Here is a 19,797-nt window from a genome sequence, read left to right as displayed (position 1 = left end):
TAATTAATCAAAGAATGACCTTCTTCTAGAAACTTTCAAATCCTGAAGAATGGACGATTTGACACGGATATCGAGGTTGTAGGAAGTGAATCGGCCAAAAGGAATCCAGCTGACATTCATCTGCCAGCAGTGAAGGTCTCTCGCCAAACCTATCATGGATTGGGTAAGCTGAGCTGTCATAAAATCATAGCCACCACTATAAGTGATTTTCCACTTTTCCGAAATACTCAGGTCACCGTTGATATTGATCGCTGAAGTGATGTTGGACTCTCTGCCAGGCTCTTGAGAGTAGGCTATATTAAAACCAAAACCTAATGACCAAGGAATATTCCATTCAATATACTGAGAAGGATCGTTGATGATTTGGTTGATTTCATTTTCAACAAATTCATTCAACTGACCGCCTTGTTGCAGGAAGTCGTCGGTCATTTGGTCCCTCATTTCGCCGGCTTGGCCTCCCTGTTTGGCAGGATTGAGGTTACCGTTGATATTCATGGTGACGTTCCTGAATTTACCGATTCCCTGACCGCTTCTCCAAGCAAACTGATTTACACGACGTCCTGTCACCGCTCCGGTTTCAGAATCTGTCTTGACCAATTCCGCATAAGGATCCAAGGTAGCTGCGATGTTGAGCGACAATTTATTGTCAAAAAAAGATGTCCGCGTGTCCATTCTAATCGGAGCCAATTGGAAGGAATCTGCCTCAAAATTGTAACTGGTACCGATATTCAAAGTTTGGAGCAATGGGATTTTCTTGGTTTCTGCTTCCCCTGAATCGGACAATTTCTTCAATTTTGCTTCAAGGGTATTTCGGATATTGAGGTTTAAAGATTTGGATGCACCCAAAGGCGCACCCCCAAAAACAAAACCCTGATGTCTTGAGAAGAATTGTGACCTTCCCATGGAGTCAGTTTGCACAATTTGGTAATACCCAAAGGAAGGATCAGAAAAATCCGGATTGAATGTAAATCCAAAAGAAGGCTGCATATGGTGCCTGATGGTTTCTATTTTTTTGCTTCCCTTAAAATTATAGAAACCATAGACGTTGGTATTCATGGCAAAGGAGGTGTTGTAATAAGTCACCCTGTTGAAGCCTGACTCCAATATTTTATCCACCCTTTGCTCAATGGGATTGTAGAAGAAATTTGTTTTCTCCAAGTACCAAAGCTCCGTTAGGTTTGCCGAGGCTGTTCCTGTAAAGTATTTAAAAAGGCGGAAATTGGAGGAAATCGGAATGGTGTTTTTGGCACCATTGCTGGCATTTTTGAGCAATAAAGGTAGGTTTTCCAGATTGAATGGAATGATGTTCTGGTCAGGACTGATCCCCTGTCCCTGATTCACTACCTCGCTTGATACGCCTATAGGAGGGGTTACCCTATTGGTTATTGTATTCTGAAGGTTGAAATTCCATGCAATGTTTAATGTCTTGATCGGTTCAAACTTGGCATTTTGAAAGGGGTTTTGCCGGTTCATGTTGACCGCAATGTCCGGCAGGATCAGGTTGACTTCCCCTGATTGGATGTTTTGGGAATGCCTCAGGTTGGCAGACATACTGAAAGGCGTTCCTGAGAAAGTCTTGCTGTAAGCGATGTTGGAGGAGAATTCAGACTTTACGTTCTGAACAAAGTTGTTGGGGTTGACCACCACGTTGTTATAGTTGGAGGTACCGGCATTCACCGAAGCTGAAAACCTTGAATTGCCCCTTGATTCGGGGGAGTGGTTCCAATTGACCCAGATCGTATTGTAATCGACCGGGTTCAGTTCTGTTTCGGGGCTTTTGAATTTTTGGTAATCTATATTGAATGCGCCGCTGTACCGGTATCTCTTTTTATACATCGTAGATGCTTTGGCACCCCAACCGCCATTGGAGAAAATATCGCCTGTAACCCTTGTGTGTACATAATCATTAAAGGCAAAATAGTAGCCGAAGTTTCTCAGAAAAAATCCCCTGACCTGCTCCTGTCCATAGGAGGGAAACACAATTCCTGAGGCTTTTTCTTCCGGTGTGTCAGGGATTATCCCAAAGGGGAGGCCAAGAGGAGTAGGAATATCATTGAAATAGAGGTTGAAAGGCCCGGTTACGACCTGTTTGCCCCGGATGGATTTAATCTTGCTGGAGTTGATATGCCAATGGGGTTCGGCGAGATTACAGGTAGTGTAGAACCCGTGGTCAAGGTAAATGCTGCCGTCTTTGTCTTTTTTGATGGTCTCACCTCGGAGCAATCCATCCTGCTGTTCGGTAACGACATCTTTGATAATGGCTTTTTGGCTTTTGAAATTATACCGCATTTCCTTACGGATTTCATAGGATGTCGCTCCTTCTTTAAAAATGGGATTTCCCTCAATGGCCCCCAATGAATCTGTTACTCCCGAAGCAAATATTTCGCTTTTTTCCCAATCAATGATGATCAGGTCAGCATCCAACCTGATGAGACCATACTCAAACCATGCCCCTTTATGGAGGAATACTTTTTTGGATTGAAAATCTGTGATGATACTATCTTCTGCGTAATACTTGATTTCCGTTTGGATATCCCCTTGGGGTGCTATCTTTGTGCTGTCGGTAATGGGAATGGTATCGTTTTTTATTTCCGGCAAAGTATCCAAAGCAGAAGGATTCCTCGTTGGAGTAGTAAGGATAGAATCCGGAGCAGTGATCCTCTTCTCTAGATTTCTTTGGCTTCTTTTTTGTGAATAGCCCATTTGGGGCAATGCCCACAAAACCAAAAATAGAAGCCAAAGGAACCGGTTATTCCGCACTTAGTGATTTTAATTTATTTAAAAATTTGTAAAATTTGCCTCAGCAAAGTTAATAGTATTAACACGCATGAAACGCCCCAAAGTTAAAAATATTCTTATTATTTCGGTCCTGACGATTTCTTTCTTGCTCTCAGGATTTATTTCTACAGGCCCAAAAGCACCTGAATTCAAACTCAAACGCATCGTCATCGACGCAGGTCATGGAGGAAAAGACCCCGGAACTGTCGGGTCTATGTCCAAAGAAAAAGACATTGCCTTAAAGGTAGCCCTTCAGGTTGGCCAATACATCCAAGAAAATATGCCTGAGGTGGAAGTCATCTACACCAGAAAAACAGACACTTTTATCGAGCTAAAAGAAAGGTCCAACATCGCGAATAGAAATAAAGCGGATCTTTTCATCTCCATCCACTGCAATGCAGCACCGAGTAGGGCTGCCTACGGTACAGAGACTTTTGTAATGGGTACCAAAAACTTTGAGGCAAACTTTGACATCGTCAAAAGGGAAAACTCTGTGATTCTTCTGGAAGAAAATTTTGAAGAGCAATACGAGGGATTTGATCCATCGTCGCCGGAATCCTACATGATGTTCAACCTCATGCAGAAAGCTTTTTTGTCCAACAGCCTTTCACTTGCATCCAAAGTTGAGGAGGATTTCAGCACCCGTGTCAACAGGTATTCGAGGGGTGTGAAACAGGCACCGCTATACGTACTTTGGACCACAAGTATGCCAAGCGTCCTCATCGAATTGGGCTTTCTTTCCAATTCAAACGAGGAAAAATACCTCAATACCAAAGACGGACAGACCTACCTATCCTCGGCTATTTATAGGTCAGTGAAGGCGTACAAGGAAGAGATAGAGGCCTTGTAAAATTGGTTATTGGGTTATTGGTTATTGAAAAGTCTCATATGCGATTTTTCTTCAATTTACTTTTATCTTAAGACTTTACCTCCTCAAAGTATTTCTTTTTACCGCAAATCTTTTCACTCCCTTTGATATCAAAAAACCTAGATTCATAATCGCAAAATGATTTTGTTTCTAAATCCATATTGATTTTTAATCCTGAATTTTTTCAGTGAACACTGCCACTGTTCACTGTTAACTGATGACTTTTCTAATATTTTAGCTTTAATGAAATAAAAACTTCTATTTGATTCTTGTGGGTTAATTAAGTTATTTTAGCATCACAAGAAAACTAAACCCAAGTGCCTTTATGGACAGTGAATTCAAAAAAAACGAAGATCAGGTCAAACAGCTGCTTTTTCATCTTCAAAGTAAAATAGAAACTGTCAAGCTTGGCGGTGGCAAGTCCCGGATCGCCAAAGAACACGAAAAAGGAAAGCTAACCGCCAGAGAGAGAATCGATTACCTGGTGGATACCAATTCGGAATTTTTGGAAATCGGCGCTTTGGCTGCAGATGACATGTATCAGGAAGAAGGGGGTTGTCCGTCAGCCGGGGTTGTTACCGGGATTGGATATGTTAGCGGAAGGATGTGCGTGATCGTCGCCAATGACGCCACAGTGAAAGCAGGCGCATGGTTCCCCATGACTGCCAAAAAGAACCTCCGTGCCCAGGAAATCGCTATGGAAAACAGGCTTCCCATCATTTACCTGGTCGATAGTGCCGGGGTTTTTCTACCCCTACAAAATGAAATATTCCCTGACAAAGAACACTTCGGACGTCAGTTCCGCAACAATGCCCGGATGTCCTCCATGGGCATCATTCAGGTAGCGGCTATCATGGGAAGCTGTGTGGCAGGTGGAGCTTACCTTCCCATCATGTCGGATGAGGCGATGATTGTGGACAAAACAGGTTCCATATTCTTAGCGGGATCTTACTTGGTCAAAGCTGCTATCGGAGAAAATGTTGACAATGAAACCTTGGGTGGAGCAAGTACCCACTGTGAGATTTCGGGAGTCACGGACAACAAATACGCCAATGACCAAGAATGCCTGGATGCCATCAAAAAGATTTTTTCAAAAATAGGAGCCTTTGAAAAAGCCGGGTTTGACAGGATAGAACCACAGAAACCGGCTAAACCTGAACCTGAAATTTACGGAATTTTGCCTGCAGACCGGGCCAAACCCTACGATATGACCGACCTCATATCCAGGATCGTGGATAATTCTGAAATAGAAGAATATAAAAAAGATTATGGCAAAACACTGATCTGTGCCACTGCCCGGATCGATGGATGGGCTGTCGGCATCGTCGCCAACCAACGCAAAATAGTCAAAACCAAAAAAGGCGAAATGCAGATGGGCGGAGTGATTTATTCCGATTCTGCTGACAAGGCTGCGAGGTTCATCATGAACTGCAACCAACGCAAAATCCCTTTGGTGTTTCTTCAGGATGTCAGTGGATTTATGGTGGGTAGCAAGGCCGAGCACGGCGGCATCATCAAGGACGGCGCCAAGATGGTCAATGCCATGGCCAATTCGGTTGTTCCAAAATTCACCTTTATTATAGGGAATTCTTATGGTGCAGGCAACTATGCCATGTGCGGCAAAGCATATGATCCGAGGTTGATCTATTCGTGGCCGACTGCACAGATGGCTGTCATGAGTGGTGCCTCTGCTGCCAAAACCCTGCTTCAGATCAAAATTTCGACCCTGCAAAAGTCAGGCAAAGAAATCAAGCCTGAAGATGAGGCCAGACTGTTGCAGGAGATCACCGACAAATACAATGAAGAATTAAGCCCTTATTATGCTTCAGCTAGACTTTGGGTGGATGGAGTCATTGATCCTTTGGAAACCAGAAAAGTGATCAGCATGGGAATTGAAGCTGCCAACCATGCGCCGATTACCGAGCGGTATAATGTCGGGGTGATACAGACATAAGTCTTGAGACATGAGACTTGAGACTTGAGATTTGAGACTTGAGATTTGAGATTTGAGATTTGAGATTTGAGATTTGAAAGCTTCTTAGGGTTTCCATTCATCCTAAATTTTATTAAATTGGATATCAATTTTGCCCATGGAAAAACTCAGTGAAAAAGAACTTCATGCCCTGGTTTCCCTGCTCGACGATACGGACCGCGAGGTGAAAAGCCTTGTATTGGACAAGCTGATTTCCATAGGGCATCCTGTAATCCCGTTTTTAGAAAAAAAGTGGGAAGAAAGTTTCAATCCTGCCATCCAAAAAGAGATTGAAGACCTGGTACACCGTCTCCAGTTTTTGCAATTAAAAGAAAGGCTTATAGATTGGAAAAATTCCCCTGACCAAGATCTCCTGACCGGATTATGGATCATCAATACCTATCAATACCCCGATCTGGAATTTGAAAAATTGAATGCAGATATGCATCAGATTTATTTTGAGGTATGGACGGCTTTCAAAAATGACCTTCTTCCATACGAACAGGTCAGGATCATCAACGGCGTTCTGTTCAATTCACTCCGATTTTCGGCCAATACCAAGAATTTTCATTCTCCAGGCAACAGCATGTTGAGCAATGTCCTTGAAACCAAAAAAGGCAATCCAATCAGTCTTTGTTCCATCTACCTCTTAGTTGCCAAAAAACTCGGTCTTCCTATTTATGGTGTCAATCTGCCCAATTTGTTTGTCCTAACTTACAAATCTTCCGATGCTTCATTTTACATCAATGCTTTTAATAAAGGCTTGATTTTTTCGAGAAAAGACATTGTCAATTACCTTGAGCACCTCCATATCGAATCACGTGAAGTTTTCTTTGAACCTTGCTCCAATAAAGATATCATCACCAGAGTCCTGAGAAATCTGATTGTCGCATTTGAAAAACTGGGAGAAGTAGAAAAGTCCGGAGAGATCAAAGAACTCCTGGAGATTAGCGAAAGTTAACGCAATTTGACATTACAGCCCACGGCACGGCTGGAGGAGGGACTTGGAGACCTCCTGTTTTGGATAGCTGTCAAGGCACTTTCCAGGTATTTAAGGTTTGCATTTTCAGCCATTTGAGGATTATTGTCGATAGCACCTCTATAAGCTACAGCAAAACCTGTCGGTCCGGGGGTAATGACCACTACCTCGGGCAATTTGGTGATTCCAAACTGTTTGGTGACAACCTGATTCCCATCCTCAAGAAATGGAATTGACATCTTTTTTTCAGCAACCCTAGCTTTCATTCCGGCGGAGGTTTCTTCTTCCTCGATTCCTACGTGGGGGTTGATCATAGCAAAAACGAACCCTTCACCGGCAAACTGACTATTCAGGCTGGAAATTCTTTCTTCATACAATTTGGAAAATGGGCAATTGAGGCTCGTAAAAACCAATACGACGGCTTTGGCCTCCCCGTGTGAAGCCAGAGAGAATTCTTGGCCTGATACTGCATCTACCAATTGGAAGTTTTCGACCCTTTGGGAAAAGGAGTAAGAAACCAAAATAAACGATAGAAAGAATAGAGATATCTTTTTCATTTTCAGGTATGAATTGCGTGATACAATAAAGATACATACAAAGATACTACCAGATCGTATAAGTCAGGACAATATCATTTTGCCATTCGATTTTGACTTGGTAATGGTGGTCTGAAAATTCGGTGTTTTCAATTCTTCCTGAGATGACTTTGTCCTGAAGGGTGAAAGGAGAAAGGCGGATGTTATTTTTGAGGCTTACCCCCCTCCTTCCCTGACATTTGAAGATGGATTCTTTGGCTGACCAAGCAATGGTATTGATAAGGGGTTCATTTCCTAAAAAATCAATCTCAAAATTATTCAGAAACTTGGGTCCCAAGCGAACGACCTTTTCGCGCACATAATCCAAATCAATCCCTACAGGCATTTCTTTGTGAAAGATCGCAGCGGCCAGGCCTTTGGTATGGGTCATAGACACATGCCCAAAACCGTCCATAGAATGTGATTTCCCATTTTCATCCTTATAAAATCCGGGATAAGGCAATGCAATACAGTCCAATGCTTCCTTGATGGCAATTCTCGCACCCTTCCACTCCATTCTTTTTTCAGGATGAGAAATATTGGCGAATGAAAGTTTTTCCCTAAAGCTTAAAAAATCAGTTCCGTTTTGGGAGACCTCCTCAATATTCTTTATCGCCAAAGCAGATAAAGGACTTATTTTTTCTATTTTTGTTTGCATAGACCCATTATGGGAAGAAGTGCTAATCACAGCAAAATATGGTAAAAATCCAAGTAAATAAATTGCATACATTGACCGGCCACAACGATTGTATTTATGCCTTGGCAGAAGCTCCTGACCCAAGGTATTTTTTTACGGGTTCGGGGGATGGAATGGTTGTTTTATGGGATTTGGAGGATCCAAAGGACGGAAAGCTCATAGCCAAAGTCAACCATTCTGTCTATGCGCTGGAGGTCGACCGGAACAGAAATCAACTCATTATTGGCCATAATTTTGAAGGAATCCATGTAATTGACCTCCTGGATCAAAAAGAACTTTGGTCTTTGAATATTACAAACCAATCGATTTTTGACATCAAAGTGGCGGGCAATAATATTTTTGTGGGAACAGGAGATGGCATGGTCATCATCATAGACACCCAAACAAGGGCTGTCAAAAAACATTTGAAAATCTCCGAAAAAAGCGTTCGGGTCTTGGCTATCAATCCTGCCGGAACCAAGATTGCGGCGGGCCTGAGTGACCACAGCATCAAGATTTTTGACCTTAATTCTCTTGAACCCATCCACAACCTCAGTTCCCATACCAATTCAGTCTTTGCCCTGGCCTTTGATCCGAATAATTCAATCTTGATCAGCGGTGGCAGGGACGCAAGTCTTAAGATTTGGGATACAGTGGATTATGAATTGAAACAGACCATTATTGCCCACCTTTATGCTATAAATTATTTGGCCTTCCGTGAAGATGGCAGATATTTTGTAACTTGTAGTATGGACAAATCCATCAAAGTATGGGATGCTGAATCCTACAAACTCCTCAAAGTCATCGACAAAGCAAGGTATGCAGGTCATGGCACTTCCATCAACAAAGTTGCCTGGAGCCGTTACAACCAAAACATCATCTCCATCAGCGACGATAGAAAAATCTCCATCTGGAACCTAGAATTTTGAAAAACATGAACATAACCTCTAAAGAAATTAGCCAAAAGTCCTTCGAAAAAAACTTCCGGGGATACGACAAGGATGAAGTAACCGCTTTTTTGGGCGTATTGGCAGATGAATGGGATAAATTGCAGGGAGAGAAAAAAGACCTTGAAAGGGCCCTGGAAACCAGTCAACGGGAAGCAAAAAAACTCAAAGACGTGGAAGAGTCACTTTTCAGGACTTTGAAAACTGCAGAAGATACCGGCGCCAGCATCATCGAAGAAGCAAGTATTGCCGCCTCCGAAATCATGGCTGATGCGCACCATAATGCAGATTCGATGGTCATTGAGGCGAAAAGAAATTCCCAAAATCTGATCGAAACAGCTGAAGCAAAGGCAAAACAGATCATGGAAGAGCTCAAGGAAAATGTCAAAAGCCTTGTTGAAAGCTATGAGAAACTGATCAAAGAAAGGGAACTCATCCTCAAAAACATGAAGCGGTTGTCCGAGGATCTGGATGACAAGATCACCACATCCAATGAGTCTTTCAAGAAAGTAAACGTGCAGGTTCATGCCAAGATAGTTGATGAACTCAGCAGGGCAAAAGCATTTACCTTTGCCAATATCTCCTCGGTCCATGTGGATGAATCGCCAATGACCAAGCAGGTATTGCCCGAGGAACCAAAAGAAATTTCCCCTCTTCAATCACAGGAAACAGTCGAAGAGACCATAAAGGAAGAATCCGTTGAAACCATCCAATCAGAAGCAAAAGGAGTTGAAACAGCTGTAGAAGAACCAAAACCAGAAGCCGCACCCGAAGTGGAAAATTCAAAAGCTGAAGATGCGGAAGAAGAGAAAGAGGATGAAAAATCTTCCGAACCAAAATCAAAACCTGATAAAGGAAGCTCATTTTTTGACCAGTTTGATTGATGGGAAAAGTATCGCTTGAAGGTATCGAATTTCATGCTTACCATGGTGTCTTTTCCGAAGAGACCAAATTGGGCAACAGGTTTACAGTGGACATCCACGTGCAGACTGATTTCCGCAAAGCAATGTTGGATGATGACTTACGTTCCACGGTAGATTATGCCAAGCTTTACAAAATAGCCAAAGCACATATGCTTGAGCCTGTCAAATTATTAGAGCACCTTTCCCACCTTATGATCCTGGATATTCTCAAAGAATATCCTGACCTCAAATCAGTAATCGTAACCATCAAAAAACACAATCCTGCCCTCGGAGGCGTTGTTAATTTCTCCGTGGTGACAGTGACCTATCCAGAAGATTATGTTTAAAACACGAATCATAGCCCTCCTATTCCTATTTGCATTCCAAGCGTCTTTTGCCCAAACAGAGCCTTATAAAATCTTTGATGGCAAGGGAAAGGAAGTCACTTTTGAAAATATTGTAAAAGACTCCAAGAAGTCTGAGGTCATCTTTTTTGGAGAACTCCATAACAACAGCATCGCACATTGGCTACAATTGCAGCTTTTGAAGAACCTTCAGGAAAATGGCAATAAAGTAATCCTTGCCGCTGAATTCTTTGAAAGGGATGACCAATTGAACATCGAGGAATGGTTTGCAGGCAAAATGACGGATAAAAATTTCGAAGCAGAAGCCAAGCTTTGGAACAACTATCAGGTGGATTACAAGCCGATGATGCTCTTTGCCAAGAAAAACAACATTCCTTTTGTGGGTACCAATGTTCCCCGAAAATATGCTTCCATGGTCAGCAGAAAAGGGCTTTCGGTTTTGGACAGCCTTTCCGAGGAAGCCAAAAAATCCATTGCACCTTTGCCGATAGAAGTGGACAAAACCCTTCCTGGGTACGTGGGCATGAAAGACATGATGCACGGTTCAGGCATGAATGCAGACTATATGGTAGAGGCACAGGCCCTGAAAGATGCTACAATGGCTTACTCATTATTTGACTATCTCGAAAAAGGCAATTCCATTCTCCACATCAATGGCTCGTACCATTCCAACAATTATGAAGGAATCATTTGGTACCTAAATAAAGCATACCCAAAAACCAAGATCCTGACCATTTCCACTGTAGAACAGGAAAGTATCAAAGAATTGGAAGAAAAATCAAAAGGCATCGCAGATTTCATCATCGTATTGCCAATGGATAGTCCCAAAAGCTACTGACCCCCGATGTACTCTGCTGCCGAATCCTCAAAAATCAGACAGGATTTTTGGACTACTTTTGGCCAATACATGAAGCCCGTACCTTCCGCCCAAGGATATCGGATCAATTGGCAGAATTATAAAACCGGGGTGAAAGATGTCTATTTCCGCATGAAAACCGAGCGGGATTTCATTTCCATCGGGATAGAAATCTACCACAAAGACGATGAACTGCAGCAGCTTTACTTTGAGCAGTTTGTGGAATTTCGCAAACTGTTGGAAGCTGAACTTGAAGAACCGTGGGATTGGCAACTGCACCAATTTGATGATTTGGGAAAAGTGGTTTCCCGCATCCAAAAAGTCAAAAATGGGTTGAATGTATTTGACCAAAATGATTGGCCGGCGATCATCAGTTTTTTGAAGCCAAGAATCATCGCGTTGGATGCTTTTTGGGCGAACATCAAACCTGCTTTTGAGGATTTGTAAAACTTTTTTTACCGCATAGTTCATATAGATCACATAGTGAAATCATTTTTCTCTTTTCTCAATCAAAAGTAATTGAAAAGGAAAACTATTCGCTCTATCTGTCTATGTGGTAAATTAAATGCAAAGACCTTCGAGGTTCAAAAAAACCTCAAAGGTCTTAAGAAAATTACACAATTACCTTGGTTGTTCCGCCGCCTTTGAGGGTGATATCAACAGGCTTGTTTGATTTCCAGCTTCCTCCAGTAAAATCCGGAACATCGATGGAGTTGGAACGGTGGGCTACCGACCATTCGCTCAAAGGCGAAACAGCTGACCAAAGCGCTGCATCGTATACATCCTGATCCAACGGAAGCCCATTTCTCAGGCAGTCAATCAATCTCCAATCCATCATAAAGTCCATGCCTCCATGGCCTCCGATCTGCTTGGCTAGTTCCCCTACTTTCCGGACGATTTCCGGAGTGTATTTTTCCTCCAAAGCTTTCATTTCTTCTGCCTTCATCCAACTGTGTCCCTGTGCGACCTTTGGATCGGGATATTTTTGTGCATAAGCTTTTGTCCCGCTGACTGTATGCAGACGTGAATAAGGTCTTGGGGAAGTCACGTCATGTTGGATCATGATGGAGCGTCCTTTTTGGGTTTTGATAATGGTGGTATTCATATTTCCTCTAAACTTCTTTTCTGCAAAAGGCGCAAAGAAATCATCTGTTTCAGCCAATTCATTGGCTTTGGCTCCCATTTGAAAATCAGCACTGGACAATGAAGTCAGGTAATTCATTTGGTCTCCCCTGTTGATGTCCATGATTTGGCAGACCGGACCAAGACCGTGCGTGGTATATAAATTTCCGTTTCGGTAGTTTTCCTTAAGCCTCCACATATCCTGATAGCCGCCATCGCTTGTTTTCATAAAATTCAGCCAAAGCAAATCATGGATATATGCTCCTTCGGTATGGATAATTTCTCCAAAAAATCCGTCTCTTTTCATGCTGAGTGTCATCAATTCAAAAAAGTCATAGCAGCAGTTTTCCAATTGCATGCAATGTTTTTTGGTGCGCTCGGAAGTTTCTACCAACTGCCAGCATTCCTCCAAAGTCCTCGCTGCAGGAACTTCCACGGCGGCATGCTTGCCTGCTTCCATGGCATAGACGGCCATCGGAGTATGCCATTCCCATGGGGTAGCAATATAAATCAGGTCCAAATCCTGCCTGTCCACCATTTTCTTCCAGGCATATGCCGATCCTGAATATCCTTCAGGCTTATGCTTGGTACCTTCCAACTCTTTTTTCATTTTGTCCACCCTATCAGGCATCAGGTCACAAAGGGCTTTTATTTCAACACCTTCGATTTTGCTCAGACGGTCTACAGCGCCAGGTCCTCTTTGACCTAAACCAACAATCCCTATCCGGACGGTTGGAAGTTTTGGGGCTGCGTATCCCGACATATTGAAATGCTGGGAATGGGTTCGTAGGCTTTGAAAAAGCACTTGCTCGGGGGTTTCGGCTTGCGCAAAATTTGGCAAAGCCGAACCTACTAATCCGAGGCCTGCAAGCCTGAGGAAATCTCTGCGGTTATTGTTCATGCGGAAATGGGTTTTTGGTATTTATCTTTAAAAATTTGAATTTAAGGTTTATTCCTATTTGAAAAAGATCCTCGTGTAAAATTTGAAAAATAAAAAACATGGATATACGCTTCTTTGCCAGTAACCCTATATTCTTCTTCATGGGGACAGAAGACGGAAGTCGGAAGACCGATGTACCGGATATTTCAGTCTGCGGACAAAAATTTAAATGGATATCCAATCTACTGGCATAATTGTGTGCATACATATTAAAAAAAGCAACCCAAAAAAGGATTGCTTTCAATGAATACAAAGTACAGAGTTTTATTTCTTAACGGAGCAGGTATTGAGTCCTACAATTGAATAAAGCGGGCAAAAACTTACAAGGCTAGTCAATAAGAAAACAGCCGCAACAACGACAAGTACAATGCCCAAAGTGCCGGTCACAATTCCGCCAAAATATAAGTAAGCCGCCATCACGGCAATAATAGTACGGATGATTCTATCCGTGGTTCCCATGTTCTTTTTCATGATTTTTGTGTGTTTAGGAGTGAAACAATAAAACCAAACCAAAAATTATTGACAGGCAAATGGCGCAGACAGCAATCAATTTTAAAGCGGTTTTCATTGGATTAAATTTAAATCAAACAACACCTACATTCTTATGACTTTTGTCACACAAAAAACTAACCTTTCTTATTCTTTTCTAAAATCACAGAATTCAGAAAATAAAAAACCATTCCGACAAAAAGAAAACTGAACGGTAGCGCAAAAATGATAAGCAACTGACTGACAGATTGAAGCAGACTTTCTTTGCCCATCAAAATCACCACAATAGTGAACATGGCAATGCTGACACCCCAAAACATCCTGTACCTTCTCATTGGCTCGGCCTTTCCGTCGTCTGTAAACATGCTCAACACAAAAATGGCTGAGTCCACAGATGTAATCAGAAATGTGAAAATCAAAATCGTAGAAACGGTATTACTGAATGAGGAATAGGGGAAAAGAGAAAAGAAATTGAACAGGGCACTGTAAATGGAACCGAAGCTTTCGGCAGTGGTATTGCCGCTTTCGATCAATCCAAAAGCATTGGAACCAAAAACTGTAAACCAAATGAAAGTACCCAAAGCCGGCACAATCAATGTTCCGGTAATGAATTGACGAATTGTCCTTCCTTTGGAAATCCTTGCCATAAACACGCCTGTAAACGGTGCCCAAGCCAACCAAAATGCCCAATAGAAAAATGTCCAATCTGTCAGAAAGGAATGCGAAACTTTTTGATCTCCTATATTGAGACTCATGGGGACGAATTCCAACAAATAGATTCCGAGTGACTTGAAAAACATCCCGACCACCATCCATTCGCTTCCGACTATCCATGTGAAGAACAATAAAAGGGAAGCGAGACCAATATTGACATTGGATATGATTTTGATTCCGCGGTTTAGGCCCAAAATAGCAGAATAGGAAGAAACCGCGCAAACCAAAAGGACCAGCCAAATGGTAAGGTTGGAAGGTATTTCTTCCAAGCCCATCCAATACGCTGCCGCATCCAGCAATTGCCTGCTACCCAATCCTACCGCAGCCACTACGCCCAAAAGCGTACAGATGATGGTCAAGATATCCATCATTGTGGCCCAAATGGTTTTTTGAAGGCGCTTTTCTAAAACTGAGGAACTGAGGATGGTTCCATTTTTTTCATACAGGTTATAGGCTATCACCAATCCGAACAATCCATAAAATGCCCAAGGTGTAAGCCCCCAATGGAAAAAAGTGTATTGCAGCGCAAACTCCCCCTGTGAAAGCACCGATTCCCGAGGAGGATGGGTATAATAGAAAACCGGCTCCTGCACTGCCCTCAAAAGCAATCCTGCACCCATTCCTGTGCTGTAAAGCATCGCAATCCAAGAAAACCAGGAATATTCAGGTTTTTCCTTTCCCAATTTTCTCTTTCCTAAAGGAGAAAAAGCAATGGCCAACAATATCAAAACCGAACCCAAACCCACTATCAAATTGAACATCCCAAACACCTCCAGGATTTGAAAAGTCCAGGTACCAAGCTTTTCCCGGAAAAAATCAGGAAACCAAAAGGCCAAAATCAGAAATAAAAACACAAAAATCCCTGACCCATAAAGGGTGTGCTTTTGGGTATCTGTCGGCTGAGTGAAAATATTCAAACCTGTATCATTTAATCTCAGAACTCATATTGTTTACGGCTGTTTTCCTGCTCGACTTTATTGCCCTAAAAATCTGAAACAATATCACGTATAATAAAACTGCTATGGGTATGGTTACTATCATCCAACCGCCAACTGCCAAAACCAACCTACCCGAATACTGTGAAAAAACCTCCAAAATTCCATCGGCATATGCATTTTGCAAGCTTTCCATGTCCATTCCCAAAGTCTCAAACCCAAACAAAAATTCTCCAACCCTAGCAAAAGGAATAATAAGTAAGATTTGGGCCGGCGTCAAAACATAACTGACGGCAATCATGATGGGCAAATTCAACCTCAATCTCAAAGCCAAAAAAGCCAAAATAAAAGTAGTGGTTCCGTAAATAGGAAAAACCCCGATCAGGACTGCGATGGAAATACTCAAAGCGAGTTCCTTGGGTGTAAGCCCCTGTTTAAGTAGCCCTTTGAGTTTTTGACCAAGATTTCTTAACCGCATGCCTATTTGATTTTGCTAGTTCTTGTTCAAAAATTATGGGTCTTATTCTGAAAAATAACTTCTCATCACCAATTGCGCCTTTTTGTTTTGCGGGGTAAAATCCGGATCCCGTTCACGGGGTTGAGGATACCATTTCCAAAAATAGACGCCCGCCAACCAATCTTTTTTCCAAGCTGTCTGAAAGAAAGCCTCATAGCAAAGCGCCTGAACTTCCTCCGACAGCGGGATTTCCTTTCTTTCATTTGGCCAAACCCATGGTTGGATGGCCGCATCCTCGGTGTTGCAATAGCCGATTTCTGTAAAAATAACCGGCTTACGATATTGCCTCACGGTCTTTTCTATTTCTTTACTTTTCTTTTCCCAAGAAGAAATCAATTCCTCGAGATCAGGATTCGTCTTGTCACTCAAGGGGAAATAAGCCTGAATGCCAATGTAATCCAAGGCATCCCAAAATTCAATCTGTTGGTATTCTGTAAAATTCGCAGCATATACGAGTTCGCCCTTGTACACAGACCTGATTTCTTCAATAACTTTCCTCCAATCCTTCTCCCGCTCACTTGTCATCTCCAATTCTGTTCCGATACACAAAATCGGGATCTGATTTTCCTCAGCAAACCGTGCAAAATAAAGGATGAAGGCAGTGTATTGCTCAAACCATTTTTCCCAGTCTGCTTCTGTCTTCATGCTGATGGTTCCCGGCCAACTCCCCCTCACCCAAAGATGTGGCTTTAGAATACTTTCAATGCCCTTTTCCCTGCCAATGGAGGTGGTTGTATTCATCCCCTTGAGAGATTCTCCCCACCACATTTTATCAGAATGCTCCTCCCATTTGATTTCAGGAAGGTTTGGATCCCCTTGCCATCCAAATGGAGTCTGGGAAATATGGCTCACACCAAAACTCCCCAATGTATCCAATTCCCATCCTTCCAGAGGATTTCTGCTCCCCACCCAACATACTCCCTTGTGTTTATCGGCGATAACAATGCCGATATTTTCTTCGGCAGCCTGATTTTGATAAGTCCAGATGGCCAGACTCAGCAAAATCAACACAAGCAAGATCAGAGGTCTTTTCATTTTGCTATTGTTTGGTAACGGGTAGTTCCACCACCACATTCTCTAAAATGATTTCAGAAAGTAATTCCAATTTACCTTCTTTAAACAGGTTTTCCATGTCTTCCACAGGGGTGTTTTTATCCGCCGGTTGGTAATTTTCAAAATCCTGAAGGATTATACCTCCAACATTGTGCTGTCTGATCGCCTTGCGGAACCTCACCCCACCACCATCAGTATGGTAGGAATAAGCAAGGTAATCGATAAGGTTGGTTTCCTGATTGAACCAATAAATAAACACGTCGTCAAAGTCCTCTCCGCCCCCATCTTCAGAAAAAGTCACCTTGACTTTGTGGTACTTTTTTCCTTCAAGCTCAGCCTCACCCAAATAAGTTTTGAATACCGCTTCATCATTTAAGCCGTAAGGCAAAAAGGTGAAGTAAGCCACAGAATTGACAGAGTTGGTAAAGGCCCTGACCCTGTCCTCGGGAAGGGTAACTGCTTCACCATTGACTGTTCTGACAAATCCGGAGTTATTCAGCACATCACGGACATAGCCAGTAGAATCTGAAAATTCCCTGGTATATCGAAATTTGGAAGGGCTTTTGAAGATTTCATATTGCCGGTCTCTGAAATCAAAACTGATATTGCTAGTTTCAAATAACTTACCTCCATGTGCTTCAATGGACCGGTCCACGATTTGTTGGGCCTCAGATACAGGCTTACAGGATTGGAGAAAAGCCCATAAAACAATCAGGAGCAGCGAAGGAATCAAATTGGATTTCATGAGTTTATAAGGTTTAATGAATTGAATTACGCAGTTTGGACTTTTCATCTGTGTCAAATTCCCGACAGATCAATCTTTATTCTTTTTTGAAATTTTTGAAATAAATCAGTTGGAGTTCTTTACAGTTCAATTGTTCTTTTTTGAACCACACCGTGAGCAATCTTTCAGCAATAAAGCCAAGGATTCTTTTTTGGTATCCGGTATAATTTTCAAGATCGATTCTTCTCTCAAATTCAAACATCATCCCAAACCACCAAGGCATGAATTTTTGGTATTGTTCACGCTTCAATATAAACATATTGTTGGCATACAGCCTATTGCCTTGAAGGACCGCTTCATAAGCAGGCAGGTATTCCGGACATTTTTCTTCAAGAATAGAACGGAGAATTTCCAGATCATGGATATCATGGTAGCGTCTGTAGTGTTCCTCTACCGAATACCTCAACTTGCGGGCCTGGGGCAATATGGCATCAAAACGGCTGAGAAGACCATTCAATTGCTCTTGATTTAAGATTTTTGAACTGAAAAAATCCACATTATCGGTATAAATCAATCCATACCTTTTGGCAGCCAATCCAATCGGATAATAAAAAAAACGCTTGATCCTATAGAAAAGCGGTTCAGGCTCGACAGTGTAGAATCTCCGGTAGTGACAAGTGCCTGTGACCTCATGGTCGGTATTTTTCCAGATCCAATATGTACCAGTCAATTCGCTGAAAAAAGAATTTTTTTCAGAAATATTATCACCGGAATCATCCCCTGTCATGTTGTCTGAGGCTTTTTCAGGATTCAATGCATTGCCACACATGAGAGGCCGGTACAGGGAATCGTTTTTCAAAACCATGCCCTTCTTGTAATGCATGATGTATATTTTCGAATCCAAATGGTCAGTCATGGGTTTGAGAATTCAATTTTTTTAAAAATACACAAGCAAATTAGCTTAGGAATCCGGTTTATTGAAAAGCTCCTTAAAAAATATTCCCAAATTGGTCTTACTTTTCTCTTTTCATCCTTTTCAGATCCTTAATTAAGCCTTCTAGATCCCAATCCCTGTTGCCGTATTTCAACATCATGGCATCCCACTTTATCTTTGGTCTAAAAAAGCACTTGAAAAATTTGGTATGGAAAATCACTTTCTTTTTGATGACAGGATAGCCCGCCTTGATCAACCTGAAATAGTGGGAATGGCTTAAATTGGTGTCTTTTTTTATGTTATTCTGTGCTGAAAAGGACCTGCTGTCAATAAAACTTCCTACTCTTAATCCTTGGCTTTTAAAAAACTGCGTCAAACCAATCTCCCATGTATTGATTACTGTTTGGCGGAGTTTTTTCAAATCCTCCTCCTTGTACAATTTTTCCAGCTCAAGGGATTTGAAAATTTGAGGAATCAGTTCAATGGCTTTTCTATTGAAGACCAAAAAGTGACTCTGAATATGGTGGTTGTCTGAATGTGTCGAAAACCACGGTTTTTGGTAAGAATCAATCAATCCCCAAAAATCCAAATCCTGTTTTTCTCCCCAGGTAAAAACAGGCTCTAAGGATTTGAATAAAATATTGGAATCATTGATACAGGCTATCTGACTGTACTCTTCTGGATTTACTTTTTCGATGGCTTTATGAAACATGCCAAGATCATATCCTTCATTTTGGACGAACATCATCCTGACATTGGGTAAATTAACATTCTCAGCATCTTGGACCTGCCTTTCGTTGGAAATCAGAATCAGTTCATCAAAATACCCTGAAAGCTCTTTTACATATATTTCTACATACTTGGGAAAGTATGGCAGGTTACAGAAATGAATAAAAATACAGAGCTTTTTATCGGTTACGGCCATATTTTGTCCCGTTTTGAATCGTTAGAATTTGCTTGAATTGATATTTTGGGAAATTGTCATGGGGCCTAAAAAATCCAATAATTGATATTCAGAAGAAAAAGATTTGGCAAACATCCTATCCCAAATATTATCTAACAATACACAAACAGAGATACCCATATCTAAACTTTTTTGAATCCGAATTCAATGTTTTAATTCTACCTATTGATGGTAACAATCACTGAAGTAATCTGGAAGAGTTTATTTTGGGTTATTTGATCAATGGGCTTGAATCATTTGGTGGTGATTGCACCCACAAAATTCAAATTTGGGCTTGATTTTAATATTTCAGATTAAATTTTAACCATGAATATCAAAAACTGTCCATCTATATGAAAAACAAACCACACAAATTAGACCAATTTTTATTTAAGAAACTAATTGTTCTTTGAAAAAATAAGAAACCCCAAAACCCGAGAATTCTTAGGCGTAGTTTCTTTTACCGGCTTCCATAAAAAGTAAAAAACTTTGAGCAAAAAAAGAGGAA

General features: G+C 41.6%; 19 protein-coding genes. 8 read left to right on the top strand and 11 right to left on the bottom strand.

Going from position 1 to position 19,797, the window contains the following annotated elements:
- Window positions 1–3: 3 nt before the first annotated feature.
- The gene (locus DQW11_RS11810) at window positions 4–2,760 is read right to left on the bottom strand and encodes a putative LPS assembly protein LptD (RefSeq protein ID WP_394337144.1); all 2,757 of its coding nucleotides are present in this window, start codon (window positions 2,758–2,760) and stop codon (window positions 4–6) included.
- Window positions 2,761–2,827: 67 nt separating this feature from the next.
- Here DQW11_RS11810 and DQW11_RS11805 point away from each other — a divergent pair, with 67 nt between their 5' ends.
- The 3 genes from DQW11_RS11805 (at window position 2,828) to DQW11_RS11795 (ending at window position 6,579) form a co-directional block, all read left to right on the top strand.
- Window positions 2,828–3,628, top strand: a complete 801-nt coding sequence (locus DQW11_RS11805) for an N-acetylmuramoyl-L-alanine amidase family protein (protein WP_113924288.1) — start codon at window positions 2,828–2,830, stop codon at window positions 3,626–3,628.
- A 343-nt stretch (window positions 3,629–3,971) separates the two neighbouring features.
- Entirely contained in the window at window positions 3,972–5,600 is a 1,629-nt protein-coding gene (locus DQW11_RS11800) for an acyl-CoA carboxylase subunit beta (RefSeq protein ID WP_113924287.1), read from the top strand.
- A gap of 136 nt (window positions 5,601–5,736) precedes the next feature.
- A complete protein-coding gene (locus DQW11_RS11795; protein ID WP_113924286.1) occupies window positions 5,737–6,579 on the top strand; it encodes a transglutaminase-like domain-containing protein in 843 nt (280 codons plus the stop codon).
- Here DQW11_RS11795 and DQW11_RS11790 read toward each other — a convergent pair.
- Entirely contained in the window at window positions 6,576–7,154 is a 579-nt protein-coding gene (locus DQW11_RS11790) for a redoxin domain-containing protein (RefSeq protein WP_113924285.1), read from the bottom strand. The genes DQW11_RS11795 and DQW11_RS11790 overlap by 4 nt on opposite strands.
- A gap of 46 nt (window positions 7,155–7,200) precedes the next feature.
- Entirely contained in the window at window positions 7,201–7,830 is a 630-nt protein-coding gene (locus DQW11_RS11785; protein WP_113924284.1) for a 4'-phosphopantetheinyl transferase family protein, read from the bottom strand.
- Between the two features lie 38 nt (window positions 7,831–7,868).
- On the opposite strand from DQW11_RS11785, the gene DQW11_RS11780 reads away from it, so the two are divergent.
- From DQW11_RS11780 to DQW11_RS11760, 5 genes are read left to right on the top strand one after another with little or no spacing between them, the layout of a single operon-like run.
- Window positions 7,869–8,777, top strand: coding sequence for a WD40 repeat domain-containing protein (locus DQW11_RS11780; RefSeq protein WP_113924283.1), 909 nt, complete (start codon window positions 7,869–7,871; stop codon window positions 8,775–8,777).
- A gap of 5 nt (window positions 8,778–8,782) precedes the next feature.
- Window positions 8,783–9,679, top strand: a complete 897-nt coding sequence (locus DQW11_RS11775) for a DivIVA domain-containing protein (RefSeq protein WP_113924282.1) — start codon at window positions 8,783–8,785, stop codon at window positions 9,677–9,679.
- Window positions 9,679–10,044, top strand: coding sequence for a dihydroneopterin aldolase (gene folB / locus DQW11_RS11770; RefSeq protein ID WP_113924281.1), 366 nt, complete (start codon window positions 9,679–9,681; stop codon window positions 10,042–10,044). The genes DQW11_RS11775 and folB overlap by 1 nt, the downstream gene beginning before the upstream one ends.
- Window positions 10,037–10,900 (top strand): ChaN family lipoprotein, encoded by an 864-nt coding sequence (locus tag DQW11_RS11765; RefSeq protein ID WP_113924280.1) that lies wholly within the window; start codon window positions 10,037–10,039, stop codon window positions 10,898–10,900. Before folB ends, DQW11_RS11765 begins: the two co-directional genes overlap by 8 nt.
- Window positions 10,901–10,906: 6 nt before the next feature.
- Window positions 10,907–11,365 (top strand): DUF4268 domain-containing protein, encoded by a 459-nt coding sequence (locus DQW11_RS11760; RefSeq protein ID WP_113924279.1) that lies wholly within the window; start codon window positions 10,907–10,909, stop codon window positions 11,363–11,365.
- Window positions 11,366–11,531: 166 nt separating this feature from the next.
- Here the strand turns inward: DQW11_RS11760 and DQW11_RS11755 are convergent, their stop codons facing one another.
- The 8 genes from DQW11_RS11755 to DQW11_RS11715 all read right to left on the bottom strand — a co-directional run bounded on the left by DQW11_RS11755 (window position 11,532) and on the right by DQW11_RS11715 (window position 19,271).
- Window positions 11,532–12,941 (bottom strand): Gfo/Idh/MocA family protein, encoded by a 1,410-nt coding sequence (locus tag DQW11_RS11755; protein ID WP_113924278.1) that lies wholly within the window; start codon window positions 12,939–12,941, stop codon window positions 11,532–11,534.
- 303 nt (window positions 12,942–13,244) lie between these two features.
- Window positions 13,245–13,451, bottom strand: coding sequence for a YgaP family membrane protein (locus DQW11_RS11745; RefSeq protein WP_113924276.1), 207 nt, complete (start codon window positions 13,449–13,451; stop codon window positions 13,245–13,247).
- A 155-nt stretch (window positions 13,452–13,606) separates the two neighbouring features.
- Window positions 13,607–15,100, bottom strand: a complete 1,494-nt coding sequence (locus DQW11_RS11740) for a BCCT family transporter (RefSeq protein ID WP_232826733.1) — start codon at window positions 15,098–15,100, stop codon at window positions 13,607–13,609.
- Window positions 15,101–15,107: 7 nt separating this feature from the next.
- Window positions 15,108–15,596 carry a DUF2062 domain-containing protein gene (locus tag DQW11_RS11735; protein WP_113924275.1) on the bottom strand — a complete coding sequence of 163 codons (489 nt, stop codon included), beginning with the start codon at window positions 15,594–15,596 and terminating at the stop codon, window positions 15,108–15,110.
- 42 nt (window positions 15,597–15,638) lie between these two features.
- Window positions 15,639–16,670 carry a glycoside hydrolase family 113 gene (locus tag DQW11_RS11730; protein WP_113924892.1) on the bottom strand — a complete coding sequence of 344 codons (1,032 nt, stop codon included), beginning with the start codon at window positions 16,668–16,670 and terminating at the stop codon, window positions 15,639–15,641.
- Window positions 16,671–16,674: 4 nt separating this feature from the next.
- On the bottom strand, window positions 16,675–17,433 hold the full coding sequence (locus tag DQW11_RS11725; RefSeq protein WP_198669890.1) for a DUF6503 family protein: 759 nt from the start codon (window positions 17,431–17,433) through the stop codon (window positions 16,675–16,677).
- Between the two features lie 76 nt (window positions 17,434–17,509).
- Window positions 17,510–18,328 carry a DUF4422 domain-containing protein gene (locus tag DQW11_RS11720; RefSeq protein WP_113924274.1) on the bottom strand — a complete coding sequence of 273 codons (819 nt, stop codon included), beginning with the start codon at window positions 18,326–18,328 and terminating at the stop codon, window positions 17,510–17,512.
- 97 nt (window positions 18,329–18,425) lie between these two features.
- Window positions 18,426–19,271, bottom strand: coding sequence for a rhamnan synthesis F family protein (locus DQW11_RS11715; protein WP_113924273.1), 846 nt, complete (start codon window positions 19,269–19,271; stop codon window positions 18,426–18,428).
- Window positions 19,272–19,797 lie beyond the last annotated feature (526 nt).

This window comes from Cognataquiflexum aquatile (assembly GCF_003316845.1).
In the GTDB taxonomy this organism is placed as follows: Bacteria; Bacteroidota; Bacteroidia; order Cytophagales; family Cyclobacteriaceae; genus Cognataquiflexum; species Cognataquiflexum aquatile.
This window is presented reverse-complemented; position numbering and strand designations above follow the sequence as displayed.